Origin of the sequence: Streptomyces sp. NPDC029526, from assembly GCF_040637405.1 — a bacterium.
GTDB lineage: Bacteria > Actinomycetota > Actinomycetes > Streptomycetales > Streptomycetaceae > Streptomyces.
Map to the genome: position 1 here is coordinate 242,641 of NZ_JBEZWE010000003.1, position 23,122 is coordinate 265,762.

Consider the following 23,122-nt stretch of genomic DNA (forward strand, 5'->3'; position numbering starts at 1 on the left):
GGCTCAGACGGTAGACGGGGGCAGCGGCAACGGCAGCCCGGGTAGTCCGTCCATGCTCGTCGCGATGTGCTCCTTCTTGGTGAAGTACGCGTCGAGGGAGGCGTCGTCCTCCCGGGCGAACCGCTTGGCGTGCAGGTCGCGTTCCGCCTCGTAGGCCATGAAGGGGACGGCGTAGCCGCAGGTGTCGCGGATCAGTTCGGCCGTCACGACGATGACGGCGCGCAGGCCGTGCGAGCCGTGGTCGATGTCGGGGAAGCGGGCCAGCAGGTCGGGGAAGCGGGGGTCGTCCCGGAAGACCGGCTCCCCCCGGCCGTGGACCCGCACGATGTTCGGCGGGCCCTGGAAGGCGCACCACATGAGGGTGATCCGGCCGTTCTCGCGGAGGTGGGCGATGGTCTCGGCGTTGGAGCCGGCGAAGTCGAGGTAGGCGACGGTGTGTTCGTCGAGGACGGTGAAGGATCCGCGCAGTCCCTTGGGCGAGAGGTTGACCGTGCCGTCGGCGGACAGGGGAGCGGTGGCGGTGAAGAAGACCGGCTGTGCCTCGATGAAGGTGCGCAGCCGTCCCTCGATGCGCTCATGAGTTTTTCCCATGGTCACAAGTATGGGCGAAAATCCTTCGGCTGCCTAAGGATTTACCCGGCTTCGGCGGGCCCCGCCGGCCCGTGACCCGTCCCCGCGCCGGCCGGCCCGTGGCCGACGCCCAGGTCCGGGCCCCTGTCCGGCGCCCTGTCCTGGCCCTCTGCCCCGGCCCTCAGTCCCGGCTGGTCCGGGGCCCACCCCTGGTCGGCTCCGGTCTCATCGCCGTCCCGTCCCTTGAAGGTCCTCCGTGTCCCGCCCGGCGTCCCTGGCCGGCGTCCCCGCCCGGTCCGTGCCCACCGGTTCGTGCCCGCCCGGTTCGTGCCCGCCCGGTTCGTGCCCGCCCCGGGGTGGGCGTCGGAAGACCGTGGCCGCCCCGGCCGGCGCTCACACGGGGCGGCCACGGCGCCTGACACGTCACCGGGTGAGCGTGCAGGCGGTCCCCGCGTCCGCCGGGTGGTACGCGCGGACGGCCGCCGCCGTTCAGTTCCGCGGCCTCCGGGGTGGGGGCGGTGTGCGGCACCCCGGCCCCACGCCCCGTGTTCACCGCTCCGACCAGCCGGATTGACGAATCATGCGTGAGTCTGCATACTCATGCATATCAGCGAATGCACTGTAAGGAGAATCCCGTGACCGAGCGCGTCGTACTCGCCTACTCGGGCGGTCTGGACACCTCCGTCGCCATCGGCTGGATCGCCGAGGAGACGGGCGCCGAGGTCATCGCCGTTGCGGTCGACGTCGGCCAGGGCGGCGAGGACCTGGACGTCATCCGCAAGCGCGCCCTGGCCTGTGGCGCGGTCGAGGCCGAGGTCGCGGACGCCAAGGACGAGTTCGCCGACGAGTACTGCCTGCCGGCGATCAAGGCCAACGCCCTCTACATGGACCGCTACCCGCTGGTCTCCGCGCTGTCCCGGCCCACCATCGTCAAGCACCTCGTGGCCGCCGCGCAGAAGCACGGGGCCACCACGGTCGCCCACGGCTGCACCGGCAAGGGCAACGACCAGGTCCGCTTCGAGGCCGGCATCGTCGCCCTCGCCCCCGACCTGAAGTGCATCGCCCCGGTCCGCGACTACGCCATGACCCGCGACAAGGCCATCGCCTTCTGCGAGGACAAGGGCCTGCCCATCGCGACCACCAAGAAGTCCCCGTACTCCATCGACCAGAACGTCTTCGGCCGCGCCGTCGAGACCGGCTTCCTCGAGGACATCTGGAACGCCCCGATCGAGGACGTCTACGAGTACACCCAGAACCCGGCCCTCGCCCGCGAGCCCGACGAGGTCGTCATCACCTTCAAGCAGGGTGTCCCGGTCGCCATCGACGGCAAGCCGGTCACCGTGCTCCAGGCGATCCAGCAGCTCAACGAGCGCGCGGGCGCCCAGGGCGTCGGCCGGATCGACATGGTCGAGGACCGCCTCGTCGGCATCAAGTCCCGTGAGGTGTACGAGGCGCCCGGCGCCATCGCCCTGATCACCGCCCACCAGGAGCTGGAGAACGTCACCGTCGAGCGCGAACTGGCCCGCTACAAGCGGCAGGTCGAGCAGCGCTGGGGCGAACTGGTCTACGACGGCCAGTGGTTCTCCCCGCTCAAGCGCGCCCTGGACGGCTTCATCGACGAGGCCAACCAGCACGTCGACGGCGACATCCGGATGACCCTGCACGGCGGCCGGGCCGTCGTCACGGGCCGCCGCTCCGAGTCGTCGCTGTACGACTTCAACCTGGCCACGTACGACACCGGCGACAGCTTCGACCAGGCGGCCGCCAAGGGCTTCATCGACATCTACAGCCTGTCGTCGAAGATCGCGGCGAAGCGGGACCTGGCGTAGACACCCGGCGGGCCCTCACCCGCAGTAGCCTGACTGCCGCCTCCTCACCCACCGTGAGGGGGCGGTGGCACACCGACAGCTTCGAGGAGCAACGCAAGTGAGCAGCAACAGCGGTGACGTACGGCTCTGGGGCGGCCGTTTCGCCGACGGTCCCGCCGAGGCCCTGGCGAAACTGTCCGCGTCCGTCCACTTCGACTGGCGCCTGGCGCCGTACGACATCGCCGGCTCGCGGGCCCACGCGCGCGTGCTGCACACCGCGGGACTCCTCACCGAGGACGAGCTGACCCGGATGATCGCCGGCCTCGACCGGCTGGAGGCGGACGTCGCCGACGGCTCCTTCACCGGCACCATCGCCGACGAGGACGTGCACACCGCACTGGAACGCGGCCTGCTGGAGCGTCTCGGCCCCGACCTCGGCGGCAAGCTCCGCGCGGGCCGCTCCCGCAACGACCAGGTGGCGACCCTCTTCCGGATGTACCTGCGGGACCACGCCCGGATCATCGGCGGCCTGATCGCCGAACTCCAGGACGCGCTGATCGGCCTCGCCGAGGCCCACCCGGACGTGGCCATGCCCGGCCGCACCCACCTCCAGCACGCCCAGCCGGTGCTGTTCGCCCACCACGTCCTCGCCCACGTCCAGGCGCTGTCCCGGGACGCGGAGCGGCTGCGCCAGTGGGACGAGCGCACCGCCGTCTCCCCGTACGGCTCCGGCGCGCTGGCCGGCTCCTCCCTCGGACTGGACCCGGAGGCGGTCGCGAAGGACCTCGGCTTCGAGCACGGCAGCGCGGCCAACTCCATCGACGGCACGGCCTCCCGCGACTTCGTCGCCGAGTTCGCCTTCATCACCGCGATGATCGGCGTCAACCTCTCCCGGATCGCCGAGGAGGTCATCATCTGGAACACGAAGGAGTTCTCCTTCGTGACCCTGCACGACGCCTTCTCCACCGGGTCGTCGATCATGCCGCAGAAGAAGAACCCGGACATCGCCGAACTCGCGCGCGGCAAGTCGGGCCGCCTGATCGGCAACCTGACCGGCCTGCTGGCCACCCTCAAGGCCCTCCCGCTCGCCTACAACCGCGACCTCCAGGAGGACAAGGAGCCGGTCTTCGACTCCATCGACCAGCTGGAGATCCTGCTGCCGGCCTTCACCGGCATGATGGCCACCCTCACCGTGCACCGCGAACGCATGGAGGAACTGGCTCCGGCCGGCTTCTCGCTGGCCACCGACATCGCCGAGTGGCTGGTCCGGCAGGGAGTGCCGTTCCGCGTCGCGCACGAGGTGGCCGGCGAGTGCGTCAAGGCCGCCGAGGCCGAGGGCAAGGAGCTCGACCAGCTCACCGACGAGCAGTTCGCCAAGATCTCCTCCCACCTCACTCCCGAGGTGCGGTCGGTACTGGACGTCCCCGGAGCCCTGGCCTCCCGCAACGGCCGGGGCGGCACGGCACCCGAGGCGGTCGCCGTGCAGCTGGCGGAGGTCAGGGCGGACGTGGCGGCGCAGCACGCGTGGGCCGCCGCCAAGCGCGCGAGCTGACCACCGGGCCGCCCGGACGCGGGTCCGAGGAGCGTGGGGCACGGTACGGACGCGGGCCCGAGCCGGTGGCGACCCACCGTTCGACGCCCGCCCGGGACCCGGGCGGGGCCCGAAGCGGATGGAGCTCCGCGCGGCCTGTGCAGGGCACGTCTCCACCGCCCGGGCCGGTCGGGGGAGCGGCAGGAGCGGGACGGGGGAGCGGCCCGGGCGCTCCACGGCCGCGGGCGTCACGCTCCCGGGCGCGGGGGCGTGACGGACATGATCGCGGGCTCCGGGCGTCACGGACGTCCGGGCGGGGCGGACGCACCCCGGTACGCCCCTGACGCGCGCCGTCCGGCGGAGCCGGAGGGGCGCGCGGGTTACGTTGGGTCCGACGTCCGTACCGGAGCCGACCGACGGAGCCCGTGATGCCCTTCGCCCGCCTGGCCACAGCGACGACCCCCACCTGCCACATCGGCCTCGGCCTCGCCGCGGTCGGCCGCCCCGGCTACGTCAACCTCGGCCGGGACCGCGACCTCGGCGAGGACCGCTCGGTCGACGCCCTGCGCGCCCGTACCCACGACCTGCTCGACGCGGCCTACGCCCAGGGCGTGCGCTACATCGACACGGCCCGTTCCTACGGCCGCGCCGAGGAGTTCCTCGCCGACTGGCTCACCCGGCGCCCCGACGCCGACGACGTGGTCGTCGGCAGCAAATGGGGCTACACCTACACCGCCGACTGGTCCACGGACGCCGAGCGGCACGAGGTCAAGGACCACTCCCTCGCCGCCTACGAACGACAGCGCGCCGAGTCGGCGGCCCTGCTGGGCGACCGGCTCGACCTGTACCAGATCCACTCCCTGACCCCGGACAGCCCCGCCCTCGGCGACAAGGAACTGCACGCCCGGCTCGCCGAGGCGGCGGCCGGCGGGCTCACCGTCGGCTTCTCCACCCGTGGCCCCGCCCAGGCCGACGCCATCCGGGCCGCGCTGGCCGTCACCGTCGACGGCGAGCCCCTGTTCCGTACCGTCCAGGCGACGTACAACGTGCTGGAGACCTCCGCCGGACCGGCGCTCGCCGAGGCGCACGACGCCGGGCTCACCGTGATCGTCAAGGAGGCCGTGGCGAACGGGCGGCTGGCCGGACCGGACGCCCCCGAGCCACTGCGGGCGGTCGCCGAGGAGGCCGGCCTGGGCTGTGACGCGGTGGCCCTCGCGCACGTTCTCCGGCACCCCTGGGCGGGCGTGGTGCTGTCCGGGGCGGCGACCGTGGTCCAGCTGGCGTCCAACCTGCACGCCCCGCTGGTCGACCTCGACGACGACCGCCTCGCAGGCCTCGCGGCCCTGACCGAGACCCCGGACGCCTACTGGGAGCGGCGCGGTCAACTGCCCTGGCACTGATGGGGGGCGGTCCTTTCTCCCCGCTCGCTCCGTGACTCCGGGCCTGGTCCTCGCTCGCTCCGCGACTCCGGGCCCGGTCCTCGCTCGCTCCGCGACTCCGGGCCCGGTCCCTCCGCGCGGTTCTGATCACGTACCTGGCTCTGCCCACGCCGTCTGCTCACGGATCCGGCCCGGCCCGGCTGTCGGGCACCGTGGAGGGCCACCACGGCACCGCCGAGCTCTCGGCTCCCCTCTGCTGACGTCCGCGCGCACGCTCACGCCTCCCCGCCGACGGCCGCTGCCCTACCCGGCGGACGGGCGACCTCTGCGGCACCCCTCTCATTCTGCGACGTAGACGCCCCGTGTGAGACATGAATGTCTCACATGCGCTAATCTCGTCTCATGGCCATCGACCCTGAACAGGTGCTGCGCGCAGCCGCCTCCCTGCTGACCCGGAAACCCACCTCGACCATGGACGAGGTCGCCCGGTCGGCCGGCATCAGCCGTGCCACCCTCCACCGGTACTTCGCCGGCCGGGACGCACTGGTGCGGGCGCTGGAGGCGCTGGCCATCGAGGAGTGCGAGGCCGCGCTGGAGGACGCCCGGACGAGTGAGGGCCCCGCGAGCGACGCGGTGCGCCGGCTGGTCGAACGGATCGAACCCCACGCCGGCCTGCTGGCCTTCCTCTACACCGAGAACCAGCTGTTCGAGGGCGGGGAGCAGGACGAGGGCTGGACCAGGCTCGACGACGCGGTCGCCGCCCTGTTCCTGCGCGGCCAGGAGAGCGGCGAGTTCCGCGTCGACCTGAGCCCGGCCTGGCTCACCGAGGCGCTCTACGGCCTGCTCGCCTCCGCGGCCTGGGCCGTGGCCGAGGGCCGCGTCGCCCCCAAGGACTTCACCCACATGATCGTCGAACTCCTGCTCGGCGGCGTTCGTCGCCCCGGCACCGCATCTCCTGGGAACCCCTCATGACCAGCACTTTCCGCCCCGCCCGGACCGACGAGGTCCAGTACCGGCCGGGCCGGTGGCTGGCGCTCGGCGTGCTCGTGCTCGCCGTGCTGCTGGTGGCCGTCGACGCGACCGTCCTCGGCCTCGCCACTCCCTACATCAGCGAGGACCTGGCGCCGTCGGGCAACCAGCTGCTCTGGATCGGTGACATCTACTCCTTCGTGATCGCCGGTCTCCTCGTCTCCATGGGCAGCCTCGGCGACCGCATCGGACGCAAGCGGATCCTCCTCGTGGGCGCCACCGCCTTCGGGGCCGTCTCCGTGCTGAACGCCTACGCCACCAGCCCCGAGATGCTCATCGTCGCCCGGGCCCTGCTCGGCGTCGCCGGTGCGACGCTGATGCCGGCCACCCTCGCGCTGATCCGCAACCTCTTCCACGACCCGCGGGAACGCAGCCTCGCCATCGGCATCTGGGGCGCCACCGCCTCGGCGGGCACCGCCGTCGGGCCGATCATGGGCGGATTCCTGCTCGAACACTTCTGGTGGGGCTCGGTCTTCCTGATCAACCTCCCCGTCATGGCCGTGCTGGTCCTCGTCGGCATCAAGCTGCTCCCCGAGTCGCGCACCGCGGCCCCCGGCCCGTGGGACCTGGCCAGCGTCGTGCTGTCCCTGGTCGGCATGGTCGGCGTGGTCTACGCGGTGAAGGAGACCGCCTCGCACGGCTTCGGCTGGGCCGCCACGGGTGCCGGCCTGCTGGGCGCCGCCGCCCTGTACGGCTTCGTCCACCGTCAACTCCGGCTCCCCGTACCCCTGCTGGACATGCGGCTGTTCCGGCACCGGGGCTTCAGCGGAGCCGTGCTCGCCGACCTCCTCACCATCCTCGGGCTGTCCGGACTGGTGTTCTTCCTCTCGCAGTACCTGCAACTCGTGCAGGGCAGGAGGCCGTTGGAGGCGGGCCTCGCCGAACTCCCCGCCGCGATCGGCGCGGTGGTCGCCGGACTGGTCGCCGGACGGGCCGCCCGGCGTCTGTCGGTGCACGCGGTCGTCTCCGGCGGGCTCGCCGCCATCGGCCTGTCCCTGGCCGCCCTCACGGTCATCGGCCAGTCCACCGGCTACCCCCTGCTCGGCGCCGCGCTGCTGGTGGTCGGACTCGGTGCCGGCTTCGCCTTCACGGTGACGGCCGACGTGATCCTCTCCAGCGTGCCCAAGGACCAGGCGGGCGCCGCCTCGGCCGTGTCCGAGACGGCCTACGAACTCGGCGCCGCCCTCGGCATCGCCGTCCTGGGCTCGATCGTCACCGGCGTCTACCGCGGTTTCCCCGGCCCGGAGGGCACCCCCGCCGCCGCCCACGAGTCGCTCGGCGGTGCGGTGGAGTCCGCCGCCGCCCTGCCCGCCGACACGGCCGCGGCCATGCTGGACTCGGCCCGGCAGGCCTTCGTGGACGGTCTGACCCTGGCCGCGGGCGTGGGCGCCGTGGTGCTGCTGGCGGCAGCGGTGGCGGCCTGGTTCATGCTCCGCGGGCAGCGCCTGGAGGACGTGGCCGCGGGCTGACGGACCGACCGGTCCCGGCGCAACGGGTGTCCTGCACTGCCGGTCCCGGCGCAACGGGTGTCCTGCACTGCCGGTCCCGGCGCAACGGGTGTCCCGCACCGCCGGTCCCGGCCCAGCCGCGTCCGACCGTCCGTCCGACCGTCCGACCCGGTCGTACACAGCACTGTGCCCGGTACCCCACCGCCTGGGACGGGGTGGGGCACCGGGCACAGTGCCGCGGCGAGTGCGCTGCCGGCGAGCGGGTCCTCGGGCCCAGGCCGCCGACGCGCGGTGCTACGCGGCCTTCGCCTTGCTCGCGTACATGTCGACGTACTCCTGACCCGACAGCCGCATGACCTCGGTCATCACCGAGTCGGTCACCGCGCGCAGCACGTAGCGGTCACGGTCCATGCCCTCGTAGCGGGAGAACTCCATCGCCTCGCCGAACCGCACCGTGACCCGTCCCGGCCGGGGCAGGCCCGCGCCGCCGGGCTGGAGCTTGTCGGTGCCGATCATCGCGAACGGCACGACGGGCGCGCCGGTCATCAGGGTGAGCCGGGCGATGCCGGTGCGGCCCCGGTAGAGGCGGCCGTCGGGGGAGCGGGTGCCCTCCGGGTAGATGCCGAAGACGTTGCCCTCCTCCAGCACGCGCCGGCCGGTCATCAGCGCGGCCACACCGCCCCGGCCGCCGTCCCGGTCGACCGGGATCATGCCGACACCGGTGAAGAACCAGGCCATGAGACGGCCCTTGAGCCCTTTGCCGGTGACGTACTCGTCCTTGCCGATGAAGAAGACCTGCCGGTCGCAGACGATGGGCAGGACGATCGAGTCGATGAACGTCAGGTGGTTGCCGGCCAGGATCACCGGACCGTCGGACGGGATGTGCTCCGCGCCTTCCACCCGTGGGCGGAACATCAGGCGCATGATCGGACCGAGCACTGCCTTGATGAGCGCGAACCGGGACAACGGGCCCTCCGGTGGGAACGGTTTGGCGGTTTTCATGAGTCTGTGCAGGTGAGGACATTACTCGCGGCCCGGGGGGTTGCGCACATCGGGCCCAAGGGGGAGATCGGGGACCTCCTGGCCCTTGACACCGTTCTACCTGCGGCGCCCCCCGCGGCCCGTCGGCAACACTCCCGTCACCGTGTGACGGATTTCGCCCACACCCGCATGCCCGGACGGGTGCCCCGGTCCGCCCGGACCGAACCGGACGATTCGTCATGTCCCCGGCCGCTGCCGCGCCATGTCCCCGGCCGCCGCCCCGCGTGCCCGCGCGGCACGCGCCGCGACGCCGGACGGGCCGGCGGCCGGCCCACGCCGTCCCTACGCCGTTCCTACGGCGGAAGACGACACACCGCGTCACCCATGTGTTCGGCCCGGGGTCTCCCACCCGTCACCCGCGCCCCCCTACGATCGGCCCCGCACCGGACCAGCCGACGGCAGGAGTGAGCGCTCATGGGAACGCGGGAGTCGAACGAGCAGGCGGGCGGAACCGGACGGCGTGCGCTGCTGGGCGCGGCGGTGGTGGGCGCCGGAGCGACGGTCCTCGGCGCGGGCGGCACCGCGGCGGCGGCCCCGCGCGCGGACCGCGGCAGACGCGGAGGAGGGCTGGAGGACCTGCCCGTCCCGACCGTCATCGGGCACCGGGGCGCCAGCGGGTACCGGCCCGAACACACCCTCGCTGCCTACCAGCTGGCCCTCGACCTGGGCGCCGACATCGTGGAAGCGGGCGATCTGGTCCCCACCCGGGACGGCCACCTGGTCTGCCGTCACGAACCGGAGATCGGCGGCACCACCGACGTGGCCGACCACCCGGAGTTCGCCGGCCGCCGGACCACCAAGACCCTCGACGGCGTTCGGGTCACCGGCTGGTTCACCGAGGACTTCACCCTCGCCGAGCTGAAGCGGCTGCGCGCCGTCGAGCGCATCCCGGCCAACCGCCCGCACAACACCCTCTACGACGGGCGCTGGGAGATCCCCACCTTCGAGGAGGTGCTGCGCTGGCAGGACGAGCAGACCCGCAGGCGCGGCAAGCGGGTGTGGATCTACCCCGAGCTCAAGCACCCGACCTACTTCCGTGCGCTCGGCCTCGGCCTGGAGGAACGGGCCGCCCGGCTGCTGCGCGAGCACCGCAAGGACCGCAGGAACTCCCCGGTGATCCTCCAGTCCTTCGAGCCGACCAGCATCCAGCGCCTGAACCGGCTGGTGGACAACCCGCTCGTGGTCCTGCTGTCCGGCGCCGACACCCGCCCCTGGGACTTCGTCGAGTCCGGCGACCCGCGGACCGTCGCCGATCTGATCACCCGCCGCGGGCTGAAGGAGATCGCCTCCTACGCCCAGGGCATCGGCCCCACCCTGGACCTCGTCGTCCCGCGCGACTCCGCGGGCCGGCTGACCGAACCGACCACCCTGGTCCGTGACGCGCACCGGGCCGGACTGATCCTCCACCCGTACACGATGCGCAACGAGAACCCCTTCCTGCCGGCCGACTTCCGCAGGGGCTCCGAGCCGGACGCCTACGGTGACGTCTTCGGCGCGTACCGCGCCTACTTCGCCACCGGCATCGACGGTGTCTTCACCGACCACCCGGACACCGCGCTGCTGGCCCGCGAGGACTTCGTCAACCGCTGACAGCGCCCGCCCCGGAAGGGGTGAGGAACGGCCGCCCCGGGCAACCCCGCCCGGGGCGGCCGCGTCGTCGGTCACATGACCCACGACCTGGTCACCTCCCTGCGTCCGCTGCTCGTCGCGGAGGCGTCCGCCGAGGCGTGCGCGTTCGGTGGGGAGCCCGCGGACCTCGAACAGGCCGTCTGGCTGCGGCTGCTGGAGCGCGTCGACGCCCACGGCCCGCCTCCCGATCCCGGCCGCTGGCTGCGCCGGACCGTGCGCGCGGAGGCCCGCCGGGGCCGTCGCGCCGCCCGCCGCGAGGCGTCGCTGACCGCCGATCCCGCCGACCCGAGCGCCCCGGATCCCGAACGCCTCGCGCTGGCCGACGCTCGTGGCCGGGCCCTGCGGGACGCCGCGCGCCGGCTGCCCGGCCGGTGCCCGCGCCTGATCGGGGCGCTGCTGGCGCCGCACGACCCGACATACCGTGAAATCGCAGGCGAGTTGGGTATGTCACAGGGCAGTCTCGGGCCGGAACGTTCCCGATGTCTGGGATGTCTGCGGCGTTTGCTCGCGCCGGAGGTTGCGGTCGACGGGCGAGGGGGATAGGAGTGAGGGACAACAGGTGATCAGATGAGCGGGAGGCGTGCGCACATGGGCATGAGCGTGACCATCTCTGCGGCGACCGAGCAGGACGCGGAGCAGATCTTCAGGCTGCAGTACCTGTGCTTCCAGAGCGAGGCGGCCCTCTACGGCAACTACCGCATCGACCCGCTGGTGCAGACCCTCGAATCGGTCCGCGAGGAGGTCGCCGCCGACTGCGTCTACGTCGCCCGGCTCGGCGACGAGGTCGTCGGTTCGGTGCGCGGCACGATCACCGAGGAGGGCGCCGCCGCCATCGGCAAGCTCTGCGTGCACCCCCGGCTCCAGGGGCACGGCATCGGCGCCCGGCTGCTGCGGGCCGCCGAAGCGGCGCTCGCCGAGGAGCGGGGCGCCCGCACCTTCCGCCTGCACACCGGGCACCGCAGTGAGAGCAACCTGGGGCTGTACAGCAAGGTCGGCTACCAGCGGGTGGGCACCTCCCAGGGCGCCGACGGCGTCCCGATGATCGTCCTGGAGAAGAGGGCCGAGTCGTACGCGACGACCGCCTGACCCGTCCTTGAGCCCCCGGGCGCCCTCCCGCGCCCGGTTCCCGCGGCTCCGCCGCCCCCGGGTGCGTCCCGCGGGCGGCGGAGCCGTGTGCGCGGGGGAGGGGGCGGAGCCCCATGTACGCCGGGCGCCGTCTCCCCGCCTCCCTGTCCGGTTCCTCCGGGGAGGCCCGGCCCCTCAGCGGGCGCGGGACCGGCGCAGCCAGTACACCGCGGTGAGCGGCAGCAGGACGGGGATGAACAGGTAGCCCATGCCGTAGTCCGACCACACGGTCGCGTCGGGGAAGGCGGACGGGTCGAGCAGGGTCCAGGTGCCCACCGTGAGCACGCCCACCAACTCGGCGGCGCAGCACACCAGTGCCGCCCTGCGGGCCGTCTCGCCGCCGCGCACCAGCGTGTAGGTGATGAACCCGTAGACCACTCCGGCCAGCGCCGAGAGCGTGTAGGCGAGCGGTGCCCGGTCGAACTCGGTGGCGATCTGGTAGACCGAGCGCGACACCGCGCCGACCACCATCACCCCGTACAGCCACACCAGGAGCAGCCCGGGGCCGCCGATCAGCCGGGCCCGGGCCGGCTTTTCCCGCGTGTCACGGGTCACGGTCACCTCAGCCTCCCCAGATGTCATGGAGCCTGACCTCCAGTACGGCCAGCACGAAGCCGCTCGCCGCGACCGTCACCGAACCCCAGCGGGTGCGCTCGCCCAGCGACATGAAGCCCGCGGCCGGAACGCACGCGAAGGCGCCCAGCAGGTACGCCACGAAGATCGTCGTGCCCTGTTCCGGCTTCTCGCCCCGGGCCAGCTGGACGATCCCGACGATCAGCTGCACCAGCGCGAGCAGCGTGACCACGGCCATGCCGATGAAGTGCCAGTCCTTCGTCGGCTGGTCCCGGTAGGCGGCCCAGCCGCACCAGGCGGCGAGCAGCAGCGCGGCGACGCCGGTCACCAGCGTCAGGACAGCAAGCATGGCAGTGACCTTATTACGCCCGAAAGCCCCCGCCGTGCGCGGCCCCGGTACCGGACCGGCGAGGTGGCCCGGTACGGGACCGGCGAGGGGCCCCGGTACCGGACCGGCGAGGGGCCGTCGGTCCTTCGGGGTCCGGGGCCCCGAACCCGTAAGGTCGATGGCATGACCATTCATGCGCAAGCCCTCCTGTTCGACAACGACGGAACCCTGGTGTCCACCCTGGAGTCCGTCCGCCGCTGCTGGACCCGGTGGGCCGCGGAGTACGGGATCACGGCGCAGCGGTTCGGCCGGATCGAGCTGCACGGGCGGACGGCCGCCGAGATCGCCGCCGACCTGCTGCCCGCCGACAAGGTCGCGGAGGCCGTCGCGCGCATCGAGGACCTGGAGGTCGAGGACGTCCCGAACGGGGGAGTGCGCCTGCTGCCCGGCACCCGGGAGCTGCTCGACGCCCTGCCCGCCGAACGCTGGGCCGTGGTCACCTCCGCGACCCGCAGGCTGGCCGAGGCGCGCCTGGACGCCGTCGGCGTGCTGCCCAAGACGCTCGTCGCCGCCGACGACGTGACCCGGGGCAAGCCAGACCCCGAGCCGTACCTGCTCGCAGCCCGCACCCTCGGCGTGGACCCGGCGCACTGCGTGGTCTTCGAGGACGCGCCCGCCGGGCTGCGCGCCGGGCGGGCCGCCGGCATGCGGACCGTGGCCTTGACCACAACCCACCGGGCCGACGAGCTCACGGCCGACCTGGTGGTGCCGGACCTGTCCGCGGTGTCCGCACAGGTCACCGGCGCGGGCATCGAGATCACGGCACGCCACTGAAGTGCGCGGATGCGTGTCCACGGCGGTCCACATGCTGGACAGCGGTGGCCGGTCAGCAGCGAACGTCTGGTTTACTGCTCTCATGACCACGACGAGCGACCGCACTCCTGCGACCGAGGCGCACCAGCCGCCCGGTGCTCGTTGTATGGGTTCGCTCCGAATGTGCGCCTTCTAGAGGGCCCCCGCACCACCTGAGCCTCGCGCCCCGAAGCGAGAGCCGGCTCGTGTCCGGCCGCCTGCCCGGCATGCCCGCCCGAGCCACGCCCCCCGCGCGCACCCTCCCCCGCACCGGTCCGCCACCGGTCCGCCCGGGAGGACACCGCCGCGCCCGGCCGCCCCGATTTCCGAATGCCCCGTGCCCGGTGCTCCGACGCGCCGCGCACTCGAGAGTGACGGATACCCACGTGATCACCACCTCCGGCCTGACCAAGGTCTACCGCTCACGCGGTCGCGAGGTCACTGCCCTGGACGGCGTCGACCTGCACGTCCGCGAAGGCGAGGTCTACGGCGTCATAGGCCAGTCCGGCGCCGGCAAGTCCTCCCTGATCCGCTGCGTCAACCTGCTCGAGCGCCCCACCTCCGGCACCGTGACCGTCGCCGGCCAGGACCTCACCGCCCTCGCCGGCCGCGGCCCCCGCGCCGGCCGCGAACTGCGCCGGGCCCGCAGCCGCATCGGGATGGTCTTCCAGCACTTCAACCTGCTGTCCTCGCGCACCGTGCAGGACAACGTCGAACTGCCCCTGGAGATCCTCGGCACCTCCGGGAAGGAACGTTCCCGCAAGGCGCTGGAACTGCTCGACCTGGTCGGCCTCGCCGACAAGGCCAAGTCCTACCCGGCCCAGCTCTCCGGCGGCCAGAAGCAGCGCGTCGGCATCGCCCGCGCCCTGGCCGGCGACCCCAAGGTGCTGCTCTCCGACGAGGCGACCAGCGCCCTGGACCCGGAGACCACCCGCTCCATCCTGTCCCTGCTGCGCGACCTCAACCGCCAGCTCGGCCTGACCGTCCTGCTCATCACGCACGAGATGGACGTCGTCAAGTCGATCTGCGACTCGGCCGCCCTGATGGAACACGGCCGGATCGTGGAGTCCGGCACCGTCACCGACCTGCTCGCCACCCCCGGCTCCCAGCTCGCCGCCGCCCTCTTCCCGCTCGGCGGCGAGGCCACCGGCGAGGAGCGCACGGTCATCGACGTGACCTTCCAGGGCGAGAGCGCCACCCAGCCGGTCATCTCCCAGCTCTCCCGCACCTACAACATCGACATATCGATCCTGGGCGCGGCCATCGACACCGTCGGCGGCCTCCAGGTCGGCCGGATGCGTATCGAGCTCCCCGGCCGCTACGAGGACAACGTCGTCCCGGTCGGCTTCCTGCGCGAGCAGGGCCTCCAGATCGACGTCATCGGCCGGGAACGGCCCCAGCTCGTCAAGGAGGGCGCCCAGTGACCTGGTCCGAGATGCAGCCGCTGCTGGAGCAGGCGTCCGTCGAGACACTGATCATGGTCGGCTGGTCCACCGCGATCTCCGTCGTCGTCGGCCTGCCGATCGGCGTCCTCCTCGTCCTCACCGACAAGGGCGGCCTGATCCAGAACACCGTGGTGAACAAGGTGACCGGCCAGATCGTGAACGTCGGCCGCTCCATGCCGTTCATCATCCTGATGGTCGCCCTGATGAGCTTCACCCGCTGGGTCACCGGCACCACCATCGGCAGCGAGGCCGCCATCGTGCCCCTCGCCATCGGCGGCATCCCCTTCTTCGCCCGCCTTGTGGAGACCGCCGTGCGCGAGGTCGACCACGGGCTCGTCGAAGCGGTGCAGTCGATGGGCGGCAGCACCTGGATCATCGTCCGCAAGGTCCTGGTCCCCGAGGCGCTGCCCTCGCTGATCGCCAGCACCACCACCACGGTCATCGCCCTCATCGGCTACTCCGCCATGGCGGGCACCGTCGGCGGCGGCGGCCTCGGCGACCTCGCGGTGCGCTACGGCTACCAGCGCTTCGAGTCCGGCCTGATGTGGGTCACCGTCGCCCTGCTCGCCGTGGTCATCTCCCTGATCCAGTTCGCCGGCGACTACGCGGCCCGCTCCCTGCACCGCCGGGGCGCCCGCTCAGGACCCGGACCCAAGCTGCGCCTGCTGAAGGCCGGCGAACCCGCCGCGGCCGACATCAGCAAGGTCGCCTGACCCCCCACCCAGAACGACGGCGCCTCGCGCCGCGCCCCTTGACCCAAGGGGTCGTACCACCCAAGGAAAGGCACTTTTCGTGCGTAACACCGCAAAGATCACCACCGCCCTCCTCGCCACCGGAGCACTCGCCCTCGGCCTCACCGCCTGCGGCTCCGACCAGGACAGCGCCTCCTCCGACGGCTCGGGCCCGCTGGTCGTGGCCGCGAGCCCCGTCCCGCACGCCGAGATCCTCACCTTCGTCAAGGACAACCTGGCGAAGGAGGCCGGCCTGGAGCTGGAGGTCAAGGAGTTCACCGACTACGTCACGCCGAACACGGCGACCGAGGACGGCTCCGTCGGCGCGAACTTCTTCCAGACTCAGCCGTACCTCGACGACTTCAACAAGAAGAACGGCACCCACATCACGTCCGTCGTCGACGTGCACCTGGAGCCGCTCGGCCTGTACTCCAACAAGGTCGACAAGGCCGACGCGCTCAAGAACGGCGCCACCGTCGCCGTTCCCAACGACACCGTCAACGAGGGCCGCGCCCTGCAACTGCTCGCCGCGAACGGCCTGATCACCCTCAAGGACGGCGTCGGCACCGCCGCCACCCCCGCGGACATCACCGACAACCCCAAGAACCTCAAGTTCAAGGAGCTGGAGGCGGCCCAGACGCCGCGCTCCCTGGACGACGTCGACGCCGCGGTGGTCAACGGCAACTACGCCATCGAGGCCGACCTCAAGCCCGCCGAGGACGCCCTCGTCCTGGAGTCCGCGAAGAACAACCCCAACAGCAACCTCCTCGCCGTCAAGGAGGGCCAGGAGGACGACCCGCGCGTCAAGAAGCTGGCCGACCTCCTCACCTCGCCCGAGGTGAAGAAGTTCATCGAGGACAAGTACGCCGGCTCCGTGGTCGCCTCCTTCTGACCTCGACCGCCGTCCGGGAACACCCACGAGGGGCACTCCGCCGCACGGCGGGGTGCCCCTCGCGCCGTCCTGCGAGCGGGGGCGCACCCCGTGGTGCGGCGGAGTGCTTTCATGCTGCATGCTGGGCAGTTCAGCAGCACCCGACGGTCTCTCAGTTACGGAGCGGCGCATGACGAGCACCTTCCCCAACATCTCCATCAGCACGGAGCGGTTGGTGCTGCGTCCCCTCGACCAGGACGACGTCCCCGCCTTCACCGCCATGATGAACGACGAGCAGGTCGCCGCCTGGACCGACGTCCCCCAGCCGTTCTCCGAACAGGCCGCCCGGACCTGGATCACCGAGTCCGCGCCCGCCGAACGCGCCGCCGGACGCGGACTCGACCTCGCCGTCGCCGAGTTCCTCACCCAGCGCCTCGTCGGCGTCGTCCGGCTCTCCCGGACCAACTGGCACATCCGGTCCACCGAACTGTCCTACATCGTCGCCCCCTGGGCCCGCGGCGAGGGCTACGCCTCCGAAGCCGCCCTGGCCACCGCCCGGTGGCTGTTCGGCGACCAGCGCCTGCAGCGCATCGAACTGCGCACCGCCGCCGACAACACCGCCGCCCAGCAGGTCGCCCAGAAGATCGGCTGCATCAGCGAGGGCGTCCTGCGCAACGCCTGCATAGCCCACCTGCGCACCGAGGACGGCGGCTGGACCGACGTCCGCACCGACTTCATCGTCTGGAGCCTGCTCCCCGAGGACCTCGACACCACCTCCGAGCACCTCGCCGACACCGGCGGCTACACCTCCTTCCCCGACTGGAACTGACCCCCGCCCCCGCGGACGGCACCACCGCCGGCCCCGGCCCGCGACCGCACCGGGTACGCTCACCAAGCCCCGCCCTCCTTACCGGGCACCCCACCCCGACCTGCGCGAACCCTGGAGACTGACGACGATGGCCGACCGGGTCACGGTGATCGGCTGGGACGGCTCGCCGCTGACCGCCGCGGCGCGCTCCGCGCTGGGCGCCGCCACCCTCGTGGCCGGCGCGGCCCACCACCTGGCGCTCCCCGAGGTACCCGCCGGCGCCGAACGCATCCGGCTCGGCTCCCTCGCGCTCGCCGCCCGCCGCATCGCCGGCCACCGCGGCACCGCCGTTGTCCTCGCGGACGGCGACCCCGGCTTCTTCGGCGTCGTCCGCACCCTGCGCGCCCCCGAGTTCGGGCTCGAGGTCGAGGTCGTCCCCGCCGTCTCCTCCGTCGCCGCCGCCTTCGCCCGGGCCGGCATGCCCTGGGACGACGCCCAGGTGGTCGTCGCCCACCCCCGCACCCTGCGCCGCGCGGTGAACGTCTGCCGGGCCCACCCCAAGGTGGCCGTCCTCACCTCGCCCGGCGCCGGACCCGCCGAACTCGGCCTGCTCATGGACGGCGTCCACCGCACCTTCGTCATCTGCGAGGAACTCGGCACCGCCCGCGAACAGGTCAGCGTCGTCACCTCCGACAAGGCCGCCGACCACACCTGGCGCGACCCCAACGTGGTCATCGTCATCGGCGGTGCCGCGGGCCCCGCCGACCCCGGCTGGATCGCCGGGCGCGACCCGGCCGCCGGCCCGCGCGGCTGGACGCTGCCCGCCGAGGCCCACGGCGGCGACCTCGGCGAGGGCGAGCGGGACCTCCTGCGGATCTCCCAACTCGCCCGCCTGGGGCCCCGGGTGGGCGACCTCGTCTGGGACATCGGCTGCGGCAGCGGGACCTTCGCCACCGAGGCAGCCCGGGCCGGCGCCGCCGTCATCGCCGTCGACACCGACCCCCGGGCCTGCGCCCGCGCCGACGCCACCGCCCGCCGCTACGGCGTCCAGCTCCAGGTCGTCCACGGCACCGCCCCGCACGTCCTGGAGAACCTGCCCGAGCCGGACGTGGTCCGGGTCGGCGGCGGGGGAGCGGCCGTCGTCTCCGCCGTCGCCGACCGGCGCCCCCAGCGCATCGTCACGCACGCCGCCACCCGCGACGCCGCCGAACGCGTCGGCCGCGACCTGACCGAGCACGGCTACCGGGTCGAGTGCGCGCTGCTCCAGTCCGTCGAACTCGACACCCGGGCCTGGACGGAGACCGAGCGGAGCGTCGCGTTCCTGCTCAGCGGCGTGCTGCCCGCCCGCGACGCCTGATCCCCGGGCCCGTCCCCCTGATCGGCTTGTCGTACCGCGCGCGGTAGGCTGACCGACCGTTGTACCGCAACTCGGACGCTCGCCGGCTCGTCGGCCAATGTCCCGAAAACACGCCTGTTTTGGGGCGTGTGTGGTACGGCACAACCGGAGGACGCGCAACGTGGCGCAGTCCACAGCGGAACCGTCGCCGATCAAGCTGACGCGACGCCCGACGGCCGCGAGAATGCCAGTGAATGGCTTTGTCGCCTTTTTTGGACCGGCCGTTCGTGCCGCTGGGGACGCACGCTCGTTCTTCAGTGTGGGGCGGTCGGTGCGCCGTTCCGGGCGAGCGGGTCGTAGGAGCACTAACCGATGGGCGAGGGGTACGCATGACCGACACCGGCCAGGTTCCGGGCGAGGAACAGCCGGAGAACGCAGGCACGGTGGAGCAGCAGGGCGTCCAGGCGCCCGGCGCGTACACCTACCTCTCCGAGCAGTCCCCCGAGGAAGAGGACCTCCTGCTCCCCGGCGCCCGGGGCGCCTGGGGCAACGAGGTGGCGCCGCCCGCGCCCGAGCCGGTCGTCGAGACCGTGCACGAGCCGGAACCGCACGAGACGGACGGCCGCGACAGCGGATCGGTCGACCTCGGCGGCGTCCGCCTGCCCGACCCGGCGCAGCAGCGCACGCCCGGGCACGCCGCCCCGCACGAGCAGGCGGCGCCCGCCGCGTCGCGCCGCCCCCTGCACCTGGGCCCGCCCATCCCCACCCCGTCCGCGAGCCCGGTGCGTTCGCTCGCCGACCGCGGCCCCGCCGACGTGCCGGCCCGCCACGCCGGCCCGGCGACCGTCGGCCCCGAGTACCTGGACGTGCCCCGGTCCCCGGAGGCCGCCCCTCAGGGAGCCGCGCCCTGGCCCGCGCAGGCCGCGGTACCCGTCGGGGCCACCCCCGTGGCCCCGCCGCACCCGCAGGCCGCAGCCGCCGCCCCCACGGCCGCCGTGCCCGGCGAGACCTGGCAGCAGGGCCCGCAGACGGGCGACGGGGCCGCGACGGACCAGGCGCCCGCGCCGGTCGCCGGCGCGCCCGCCGGGTCCGTCGCGGCGCCCGCCGGGGACACGGGGCCCACGCCCGCCGGGGACACCGTCCCGGCGGCGGCCGTCCCGGAGCAGGACCCGTCGGCGGGGGACATCCCCGCACAGGACGGCCCGGAGCAGGACCTGTCGGCCGGTGGCGCCCCCGCACAGGACGGCCCGGAGGCCGTCGGGCCCGCGGTGCCGGACACCGAGCCCGGTGCGACCGCCGCCGGAGCCGACGGGACCGGCGCCGGCGAGGGCACCGACGACGACAACGGCGCCCCGGCCACCACGCAGGAGCCGGAGCCGGTGCAGGACGCGCCGGCCGACTCCACCGCCCCGGCCGGGGACGAGCAGGCCCCCGCCCCGGGGGACGTGGCCGACGCGGCTCCCGAGGCCGTGCCCGCCCCCGCCGTGCCCGCCCCCGAAGCCCCTGCCGACGGCACCCCCGCGCAGCCCCTGGACGCGGGGGACACCGCCGCCGCGGACTCCGTCCCCGCCGAGGGCGCGGCTCCCGGCGAATTCGCGGGTCCCGCCGAATCCGCGGCTCCCGGCGAGCCCGCAGCTCTCGGCGAGCCGTCCGGCCCGTCCGCAGCCGAGGATCCCTCCGTGCGTACGGAGCCCGCCCACGCCCCGGAGGCCGCGACGACCGCCCCCGAGGCAGACGTCGACGTCTCCGAGGCTCCCGTGGTCCCGGGGGCGCCGGAGGCGGCGCACCACGATCCCGCCATGCCCGACGCCGTCCCGGCGACCGATCCCGCCACGCCCGAGGCCGCCCCGGCGACCGACCCGGCCGGCCCGCCCGCCGCGACCGTCCCGGAGGGCTCCGGCACCGCCCCGGCCGACGCCGCTGCCCCGGCAGCGCCGCAGGCCCCCGGCGCCGAGGCCCCGCAGCCCGGCCCGCACGCCGGGGAGACGGCGGCCCCAACCGTCCCGGCCGACGCCTCCGCGCCGGTGGCAGCCGCGCCGGTGGAAGCCGCGCCCCTGGCCGCCCCGGCAGCCGAGGAAGCCGCCCCCGCGCCCGGGGCGACCCCGCCCGACCCGGCCGTTCCCCTCGCCCCGGACCCCGTCCCGCTCCCCGAGCCGACGGTTCCCGACGCCGACGTCCAGGACGACACCGCCCCCGCCACCGGGCAGCCGGTGACGTCCGTCCCGGCGGTCACCGACGTGCCCCTCCCGCAGGAGGACGGTGTCCCGGCCGCCGCGGACGCGGGCCAGGGCGTCCCCGTCCCCCAGGGCCCGCAGCACAGCCCGCCCGCCGCGTCGGCCGTGCCCGTGGCCGAGGCCCCCCTCGGGCAGCCCGCTCCCGCCGATCCCGCGCGGCCGGCCGCCGACGCCTGGGCGGCGCAGCCCCCGCGGGCAACCGACGCCCCGGCACCCCCGGCCCCCGGGGACCAGGCCGCCCCCGCGCCCGGCACGTCCGCCGCCCCCGCGCCCGCCGAGGGGCAGACGCCCCCGGCCCCGCCCGCGCCCCCGGCCGAGCAATCGGCACCGCCCGTGGGCGAGTTCGTCCCGGTGGAGGGAGCCGTCCCCGCCTCCCCGCACCTCGCGCCGACGGCGCCGCACGCCCCGGGCCTCACGGAGGAACAGCCGGAACAACCCGTCGCCGCCGTGCCCGCACCCCGCGTGCCGCAGGGCGCGGCCGACGGCGACGCCGCCCTGCTGCAGCAGGCCGACGACATGGACACCCGGGGCGCCGGCGCTGAAGCGGCACCGGACCACGACCCGGCCGGCGCCGGCCCCGTGCCGGACGCGTCCGCGGCGCCGCGTCCCGCCGGCCCGGCCGCCCCCGGCTACGACGACGCCGAACGGGAGGCCGTGCTGCGGGTGATGCGCGAACGGCGCGACATCCGCAACGGCTTCCGCAACGACCCCATCCCGCACGAGGTGCTGCTCCGGGTCCTGGAGGCCGCCCACACCGCGCCCTCCGTCGGCCACTCGCAGCCCTGGGACTTCGTGGTCATCCGCTCCGCCGAGACCCGGCGCGGCATGCACGACCTGGCCATGCGCCAGCGCGAGGCCTACGCCAAGTCCCTCCCCAAGGGCCGGGCGAAGCAGTTCAAGGAAATGAAGATCGAGGCCATCCTCGACACCCCGGTGAACATCGTCGTCACCGCCGACCCCACCCGCGGCGGCCGGCACACCCTCGGCCGGCACACCCAGCCGCAGATGGCCCCCTACTCCTCCGCGCTCGCGGTGGAGAACCTGTGGCTCGCCGCCCGCGCCGAGGGCCTCGGCGTCGGCTGGGTCAGCTTCTTCGACGAGCGCGAGATGGTCCGCGCGCTCGGCCTCCCGGAACACCTCGAGGTCGTCGCCTACCTGTGCGTGGGCTACGTCGACGAGTTCCCGGACGAGCCCGAGCTGATGCAGGCCGGCTGGTCCAAGCGCCGTCCGCTGTCCTGGGTCGTGCACGAGGAGACGTACGGCCGTCGCGCCCTGCCCGGAGAGGACCCCCACGACCTGCTCGCCGAGACCGTCGCCCAGATCCGCCCGTTGGACGCCAAGGCCCTCGGTGAGGCCTGGGAGCGCCAGAAGCGCATGACCAAGCCGGCCGGCGCGCTCGGCATGCTGGAGATCATCTCCGCGCAGCTGTCGGGCCTGTCCCGGCAGTGCCCGCCGCCGATCCCGGAGCCCGCCGCCGTCGCCGTCTTCGCCGGCGACCACGGGGTGCACGCCCAGGGCGTCACCCCCTGGCCGCAGGAGGTCACCGCGCAGATGGTGGCCAACTTCCTCGGCGGGGGAGCGGTCTGCAACGCCTTCGCCGCCCAGGTGGGCGCCGAGGTGTGCGTCGTCGACGTCGGCGTCGTGGCCGACCTCCCGGCCACCCCGGGCCTGCTGCCGCGCAAGATCCGCGCGGGGACCTCCGACATGACGACCGGGCCCGCGATGACCCGCGAGGAGGCCAGGCAGGCCGTCGAGGTGGGCATCGAGACCGCCCGCGACCTCGTCGCGGCCGGCAACAAGGCGCTGCTGACCGGTGAGATGGGCATCGCCAACACCACCGCGTCCGCGGCCCTGATCTCGGTGTTCACCGGCGCCGACCCGGCGGAGGTCACCGGCCGGGGCACCGGCATCAACGACGAGACCCTGGTCCGCAAGACCGACGTGGTCCGCCGCGCCCTCGAACTCCACCAGCCGGACCCGGCCGACCCGCTCGGCGTCCTCGCCGCGGTCGGCGGCTTCGAGCACGCCGCCATGGTCGGTCTGCTGCTCGGGGGCGCGTCCCTGCGGACGCCGGTCATCCTCGACGGCGTCAGCGCCGGCGCCGCCGCCCTGGTGGCCCGCGCCATCGCCCCCGAGGTGCTGGCCGCGTGCATCGCGGGACACCGCAGCGCGGAACCGGGCCACGTGGCCGCCCTCAACAAGCTGGGCCTGCGCCCGCTGGTCGACCTCGACCTGCGGCTCGGCGAGGGCACCGGCGCGCTGCTGGCCCTGCCGCTCGTGCAGAGCACGGCCCGCGCCATGCACGAGGTGGCCACCTTCGACTCGGCGGGGGTCACCGAGAAGTAGCCCGTCCCGGCCGGGCCCCGCCGGCCGGCCGACGAACG

General features: G+C 73.8%; 19 protein-coding genes. 15 read left to right on the forward strand and 4 right to left on the reverse strand.

Going from position 1 to position 23,122, the window contains the following annotated elements; genetic code table 11:
- Positions 1-3 precede the first annotated feature (3 nt).
- Positions 4-591, reverse strand: coding sequence for a pyridoxamine 5'-phosphate oxidase family protein (locus AB0F01_RS11980; protein WP_362093135.1), 588 nt, complete (start codon positions 589-591; stop codon positions 4-6).
- A gap of 614 nt (positions 592-1,205) precedes the next feature.
- On the opposite strand from AB0F01_RS11980, the gene AB0F01_RS11985 reads away from it, so the two are divergent.
- The 5 genes from AB0F01_RS11985 to AB0F01_RS12005 all read left to right on the forward strand — a co-directional run bounded on the left by AB0F01_RS11985 (position 1,206) and on the right by AB0F01_RS12005 (position 7,786).
- Entirely contained in the window at positions 1,206-2,399 is a 1,194-nt protein-coding gene (locus AB0F01_RS11985) for an argininosuccinate synthase (RefSeq protein WP_362093137.1), read from the forward strand.
- A gap of 97 nt (positions 2,400-2,496) precedes the next feature.
- A complete protein-coding gene (gene argH, locus AB0F01_RS11990; protein WP_362093140.1) occupies positions 2,497-3,930 on the forward strand; it encodes an argininosuccinate lyase in 1,434 nt (477 codons plus the stop codon).
- A gap of 407 nt (positions 3,931-4,337) precedes the next feature.
- Positions 4,338-5,309, forward strand: coding sequence for an aldo/keto reductase (locus AB0F01_RS11995; RefSeq protein ID WP_362093143.1), 972 nt, complete (start codon positions 4,338-4,340; stop codon positions 5,307-5,309).
- 381 nt (positions 5,310-5,690) lie between these two features.
- Positions 5,691-6,260 (forward strand): TetR/AcrR family transcriptional regulator, encoded by a 570-nt coding sequence (locus AB0F01_RS12000; RefSeq protein WP_362093146.1) that lies wholly within the window; start codon positions 5,691-5,693, stop codon positions 6,258-6,260.
- A complete protein-coding gene (locus AB0F01_RS12005; RefSeq protein WP_362093148.1) occupies positions 6,257-7,786 on the forward strand; it encodes an MFS transporter in 1,530 nt (509 codons plus the stop codon). Before AB0F01_RS12000 ends, AB0F01_RS12005 begins: the two co-directional genes overlap by 4 nt.
- A 273-nt stretch (positions 7,787-8,059) precedes the next feature.
- Here AB0F01_RS12005 and AB0F01_RS12010 read toward each other — a convergent pair whose 3' ends face one another.
- Entirely contained in the window at positions 8,060-8,731 is a 672-nt protein-coding gene (locus AB0F01_RS12010) for a lysophospholipid acyltransferase family protein (RefSeq protein ID WP_362093571.1), read from the reverse strand.
- Positions 8,732-9,220: 489 nt separating this feature from the next.
- Here AB0F01_RS12010 and AB0F01_RS12015 point away from each other — a divergent pair, with 489 nt between their 5' ends.
- The 3 genes from AB0F01_RS12015 (at position 9,221) to AB0F01_RS12025 (ending at position 11,521) form a co-directional block, all read left to right on the forward strand.
- Entirely contained in the window at positions 9,221-10,396 is a 1,176-nt protein-coding gene (locus tag AB0F01_RS12015) for a glycerophosphodiester phosphodiesterase (protein ID WP_362093151.1), read from the forward strand.
- A 75-nt stretch (positions 10,397-10,471) separates the two neighbouring features.
- Positions 10,472-10,978: a sigma-70 family RNA polymerase sigma factor gene (locus AB0F01_RS12020; protein ID WP_362093154.1), complete on the forward strand. Its 507-nt coding sequence runs from the start codon at positions 10,472-10,474 to the stop codon at positions 10,976-10,978.
- Positions 10,979-11,023: 45 nt separating this feature from the next.
- Positions 11,024-11,521 (forward strand): GNAT family N-acetyltransferase, encoded by a 498-nt coding sequence (locus tag AB0F01_RS12025; protein WP_362093574.1) that lies wholly within the window; start codon positions 11,024-11,026, stop codon positions 11,519-11,521.
- A gap of 174 nt (positions 11,522-11,695) precedes the next feature.
- Here AB0F01_RS12025 and AB0F01_RS12030 read toward each other — a convergent pair whose 3' ends face one another.
- Positions 11,696-12,142 (reverse strand): hypothetical protein, encoded by a 447-nt coding sequence (locus tag AB0F01_RS12030; protein WP_362093156.1) that lies wholly within the window; start codon positions 12,140-12,142, stop codon positions 11,696-11,698.
- Complete coding sequence (locus AB0F01_RS12035) at positions 12,123-12,482, reverse strand: hypothetical protein (RefSeq protein WP_362093159.1); 360 nt, start codon at positions 12,480-12,482, stop codon at positions 12,123-12,125. The genes AB0F01_RS12030 and AB0F01_RS12035 overlap by 20 nt, the downstream gene beginning before the upstream one ends.
- Positions 12,483-12,644: 162 nt before the next feature.
- Here AB0F01_RS12035 and AB0F01_RS12040 point away from each other — a divergent pair, with 162 nt between their 5' ends.
- From AB0F01_RS12040 to cobT, 7 genes are all read left to right on the forward strand, one after another.
- Positions 12,645-13,295 (forward strand): HAD family hydrolase, encoded by a 651-nt coding sequence (locus AB0F01_RS12040; protein ID WP_362093162.1) that lies wholly within the window; start codon positions 12,645-12,647, stop codon positions 13,293-13,295.
- Positions 13,296-13,699: 404 nt separating this feature from the next.
- Positions 13,700-14,737, forward strand: coding sequence for an ATP-binding cassette domain-containing protein (locus tag AB0F01_RS12045; protein WP_362093165.1), 1,038 nt, complete (start codon positions 13,700-13,702; stop codon positions 14,735-14,737).
- Positions 14,734-15,471, forward strand: a complete 738-nt coding sequence (locus AB0F01_RS12050; RefSeq protein ID WP_362093167.1) for a methionine ABC transporter permease — start codon at positions 14,734-14,736, stop codon at positions 15,469-15,471. The genes AB0F01_RS12045 and AB0F01_RS12050 overlap by 4 nt, the downstream gene beginning before the upstream one ends.
- 79 nt (positions 15,472-15,550) lie before the next feature.
- A complete protein-coding gene (locus AB0F01_RS12055; protein ID WP_362093170.1) occupies positions 15,551-16,381 on the forward strand; it encodes a MetQ/NlpA family ABC transporter substrate-binding protein in 831 nt (276 codons plus the stop codon).
- A gap of 169 nt (positions 16,382-16,550) precedes the next feature.
- Positions 16,551-17,189 (forward strand): GNAT family N-acetyltransferase, encoded by a 639-nt coding sequence (locus AB0F01_RS12060; RefSeq protein ID WP_362093173.1) that lies wholly within the window; start codon positions 16,551-16,553, stop codon positions 17,187-17,189.
- Between the two features lie 127 nt (positions 17,190-17,316).
- Positions 17,317-18,525 carry a precorrin-6y C5,15-methyltransferase (decarboxylating) subunit CbiE gene (gene cbiE, locus AB0F01_RS12065; RefSeq protein ID WP_362093176.1) on the forward strand — a complete coding sequence of 403 codons (1,209 nt, stop codon included), beginning with the start codon at positions 17,317-17,319 and terminating at the stop codon, positions 18,523-18,525.
- A 368-nt stretch (positions 18,526-18,893) separates the two neighbouring features.
- Positions 18,894-23,084 (forward strand): nicotinate-nucleotide--dimethylbenzimidazole phosphoribosyltransferase, encoded by a 4,191-nt coding sequence (gene cobT, locus AB0F01_RS12070; RefSeq protein WP_362093179.1) that lies wholly within the window; start codon positions 18,894-18,896, stop codon positions 23,082-23,084.
- Positions 23,085-23,122 lie beyond the last annotated feature (38 nt).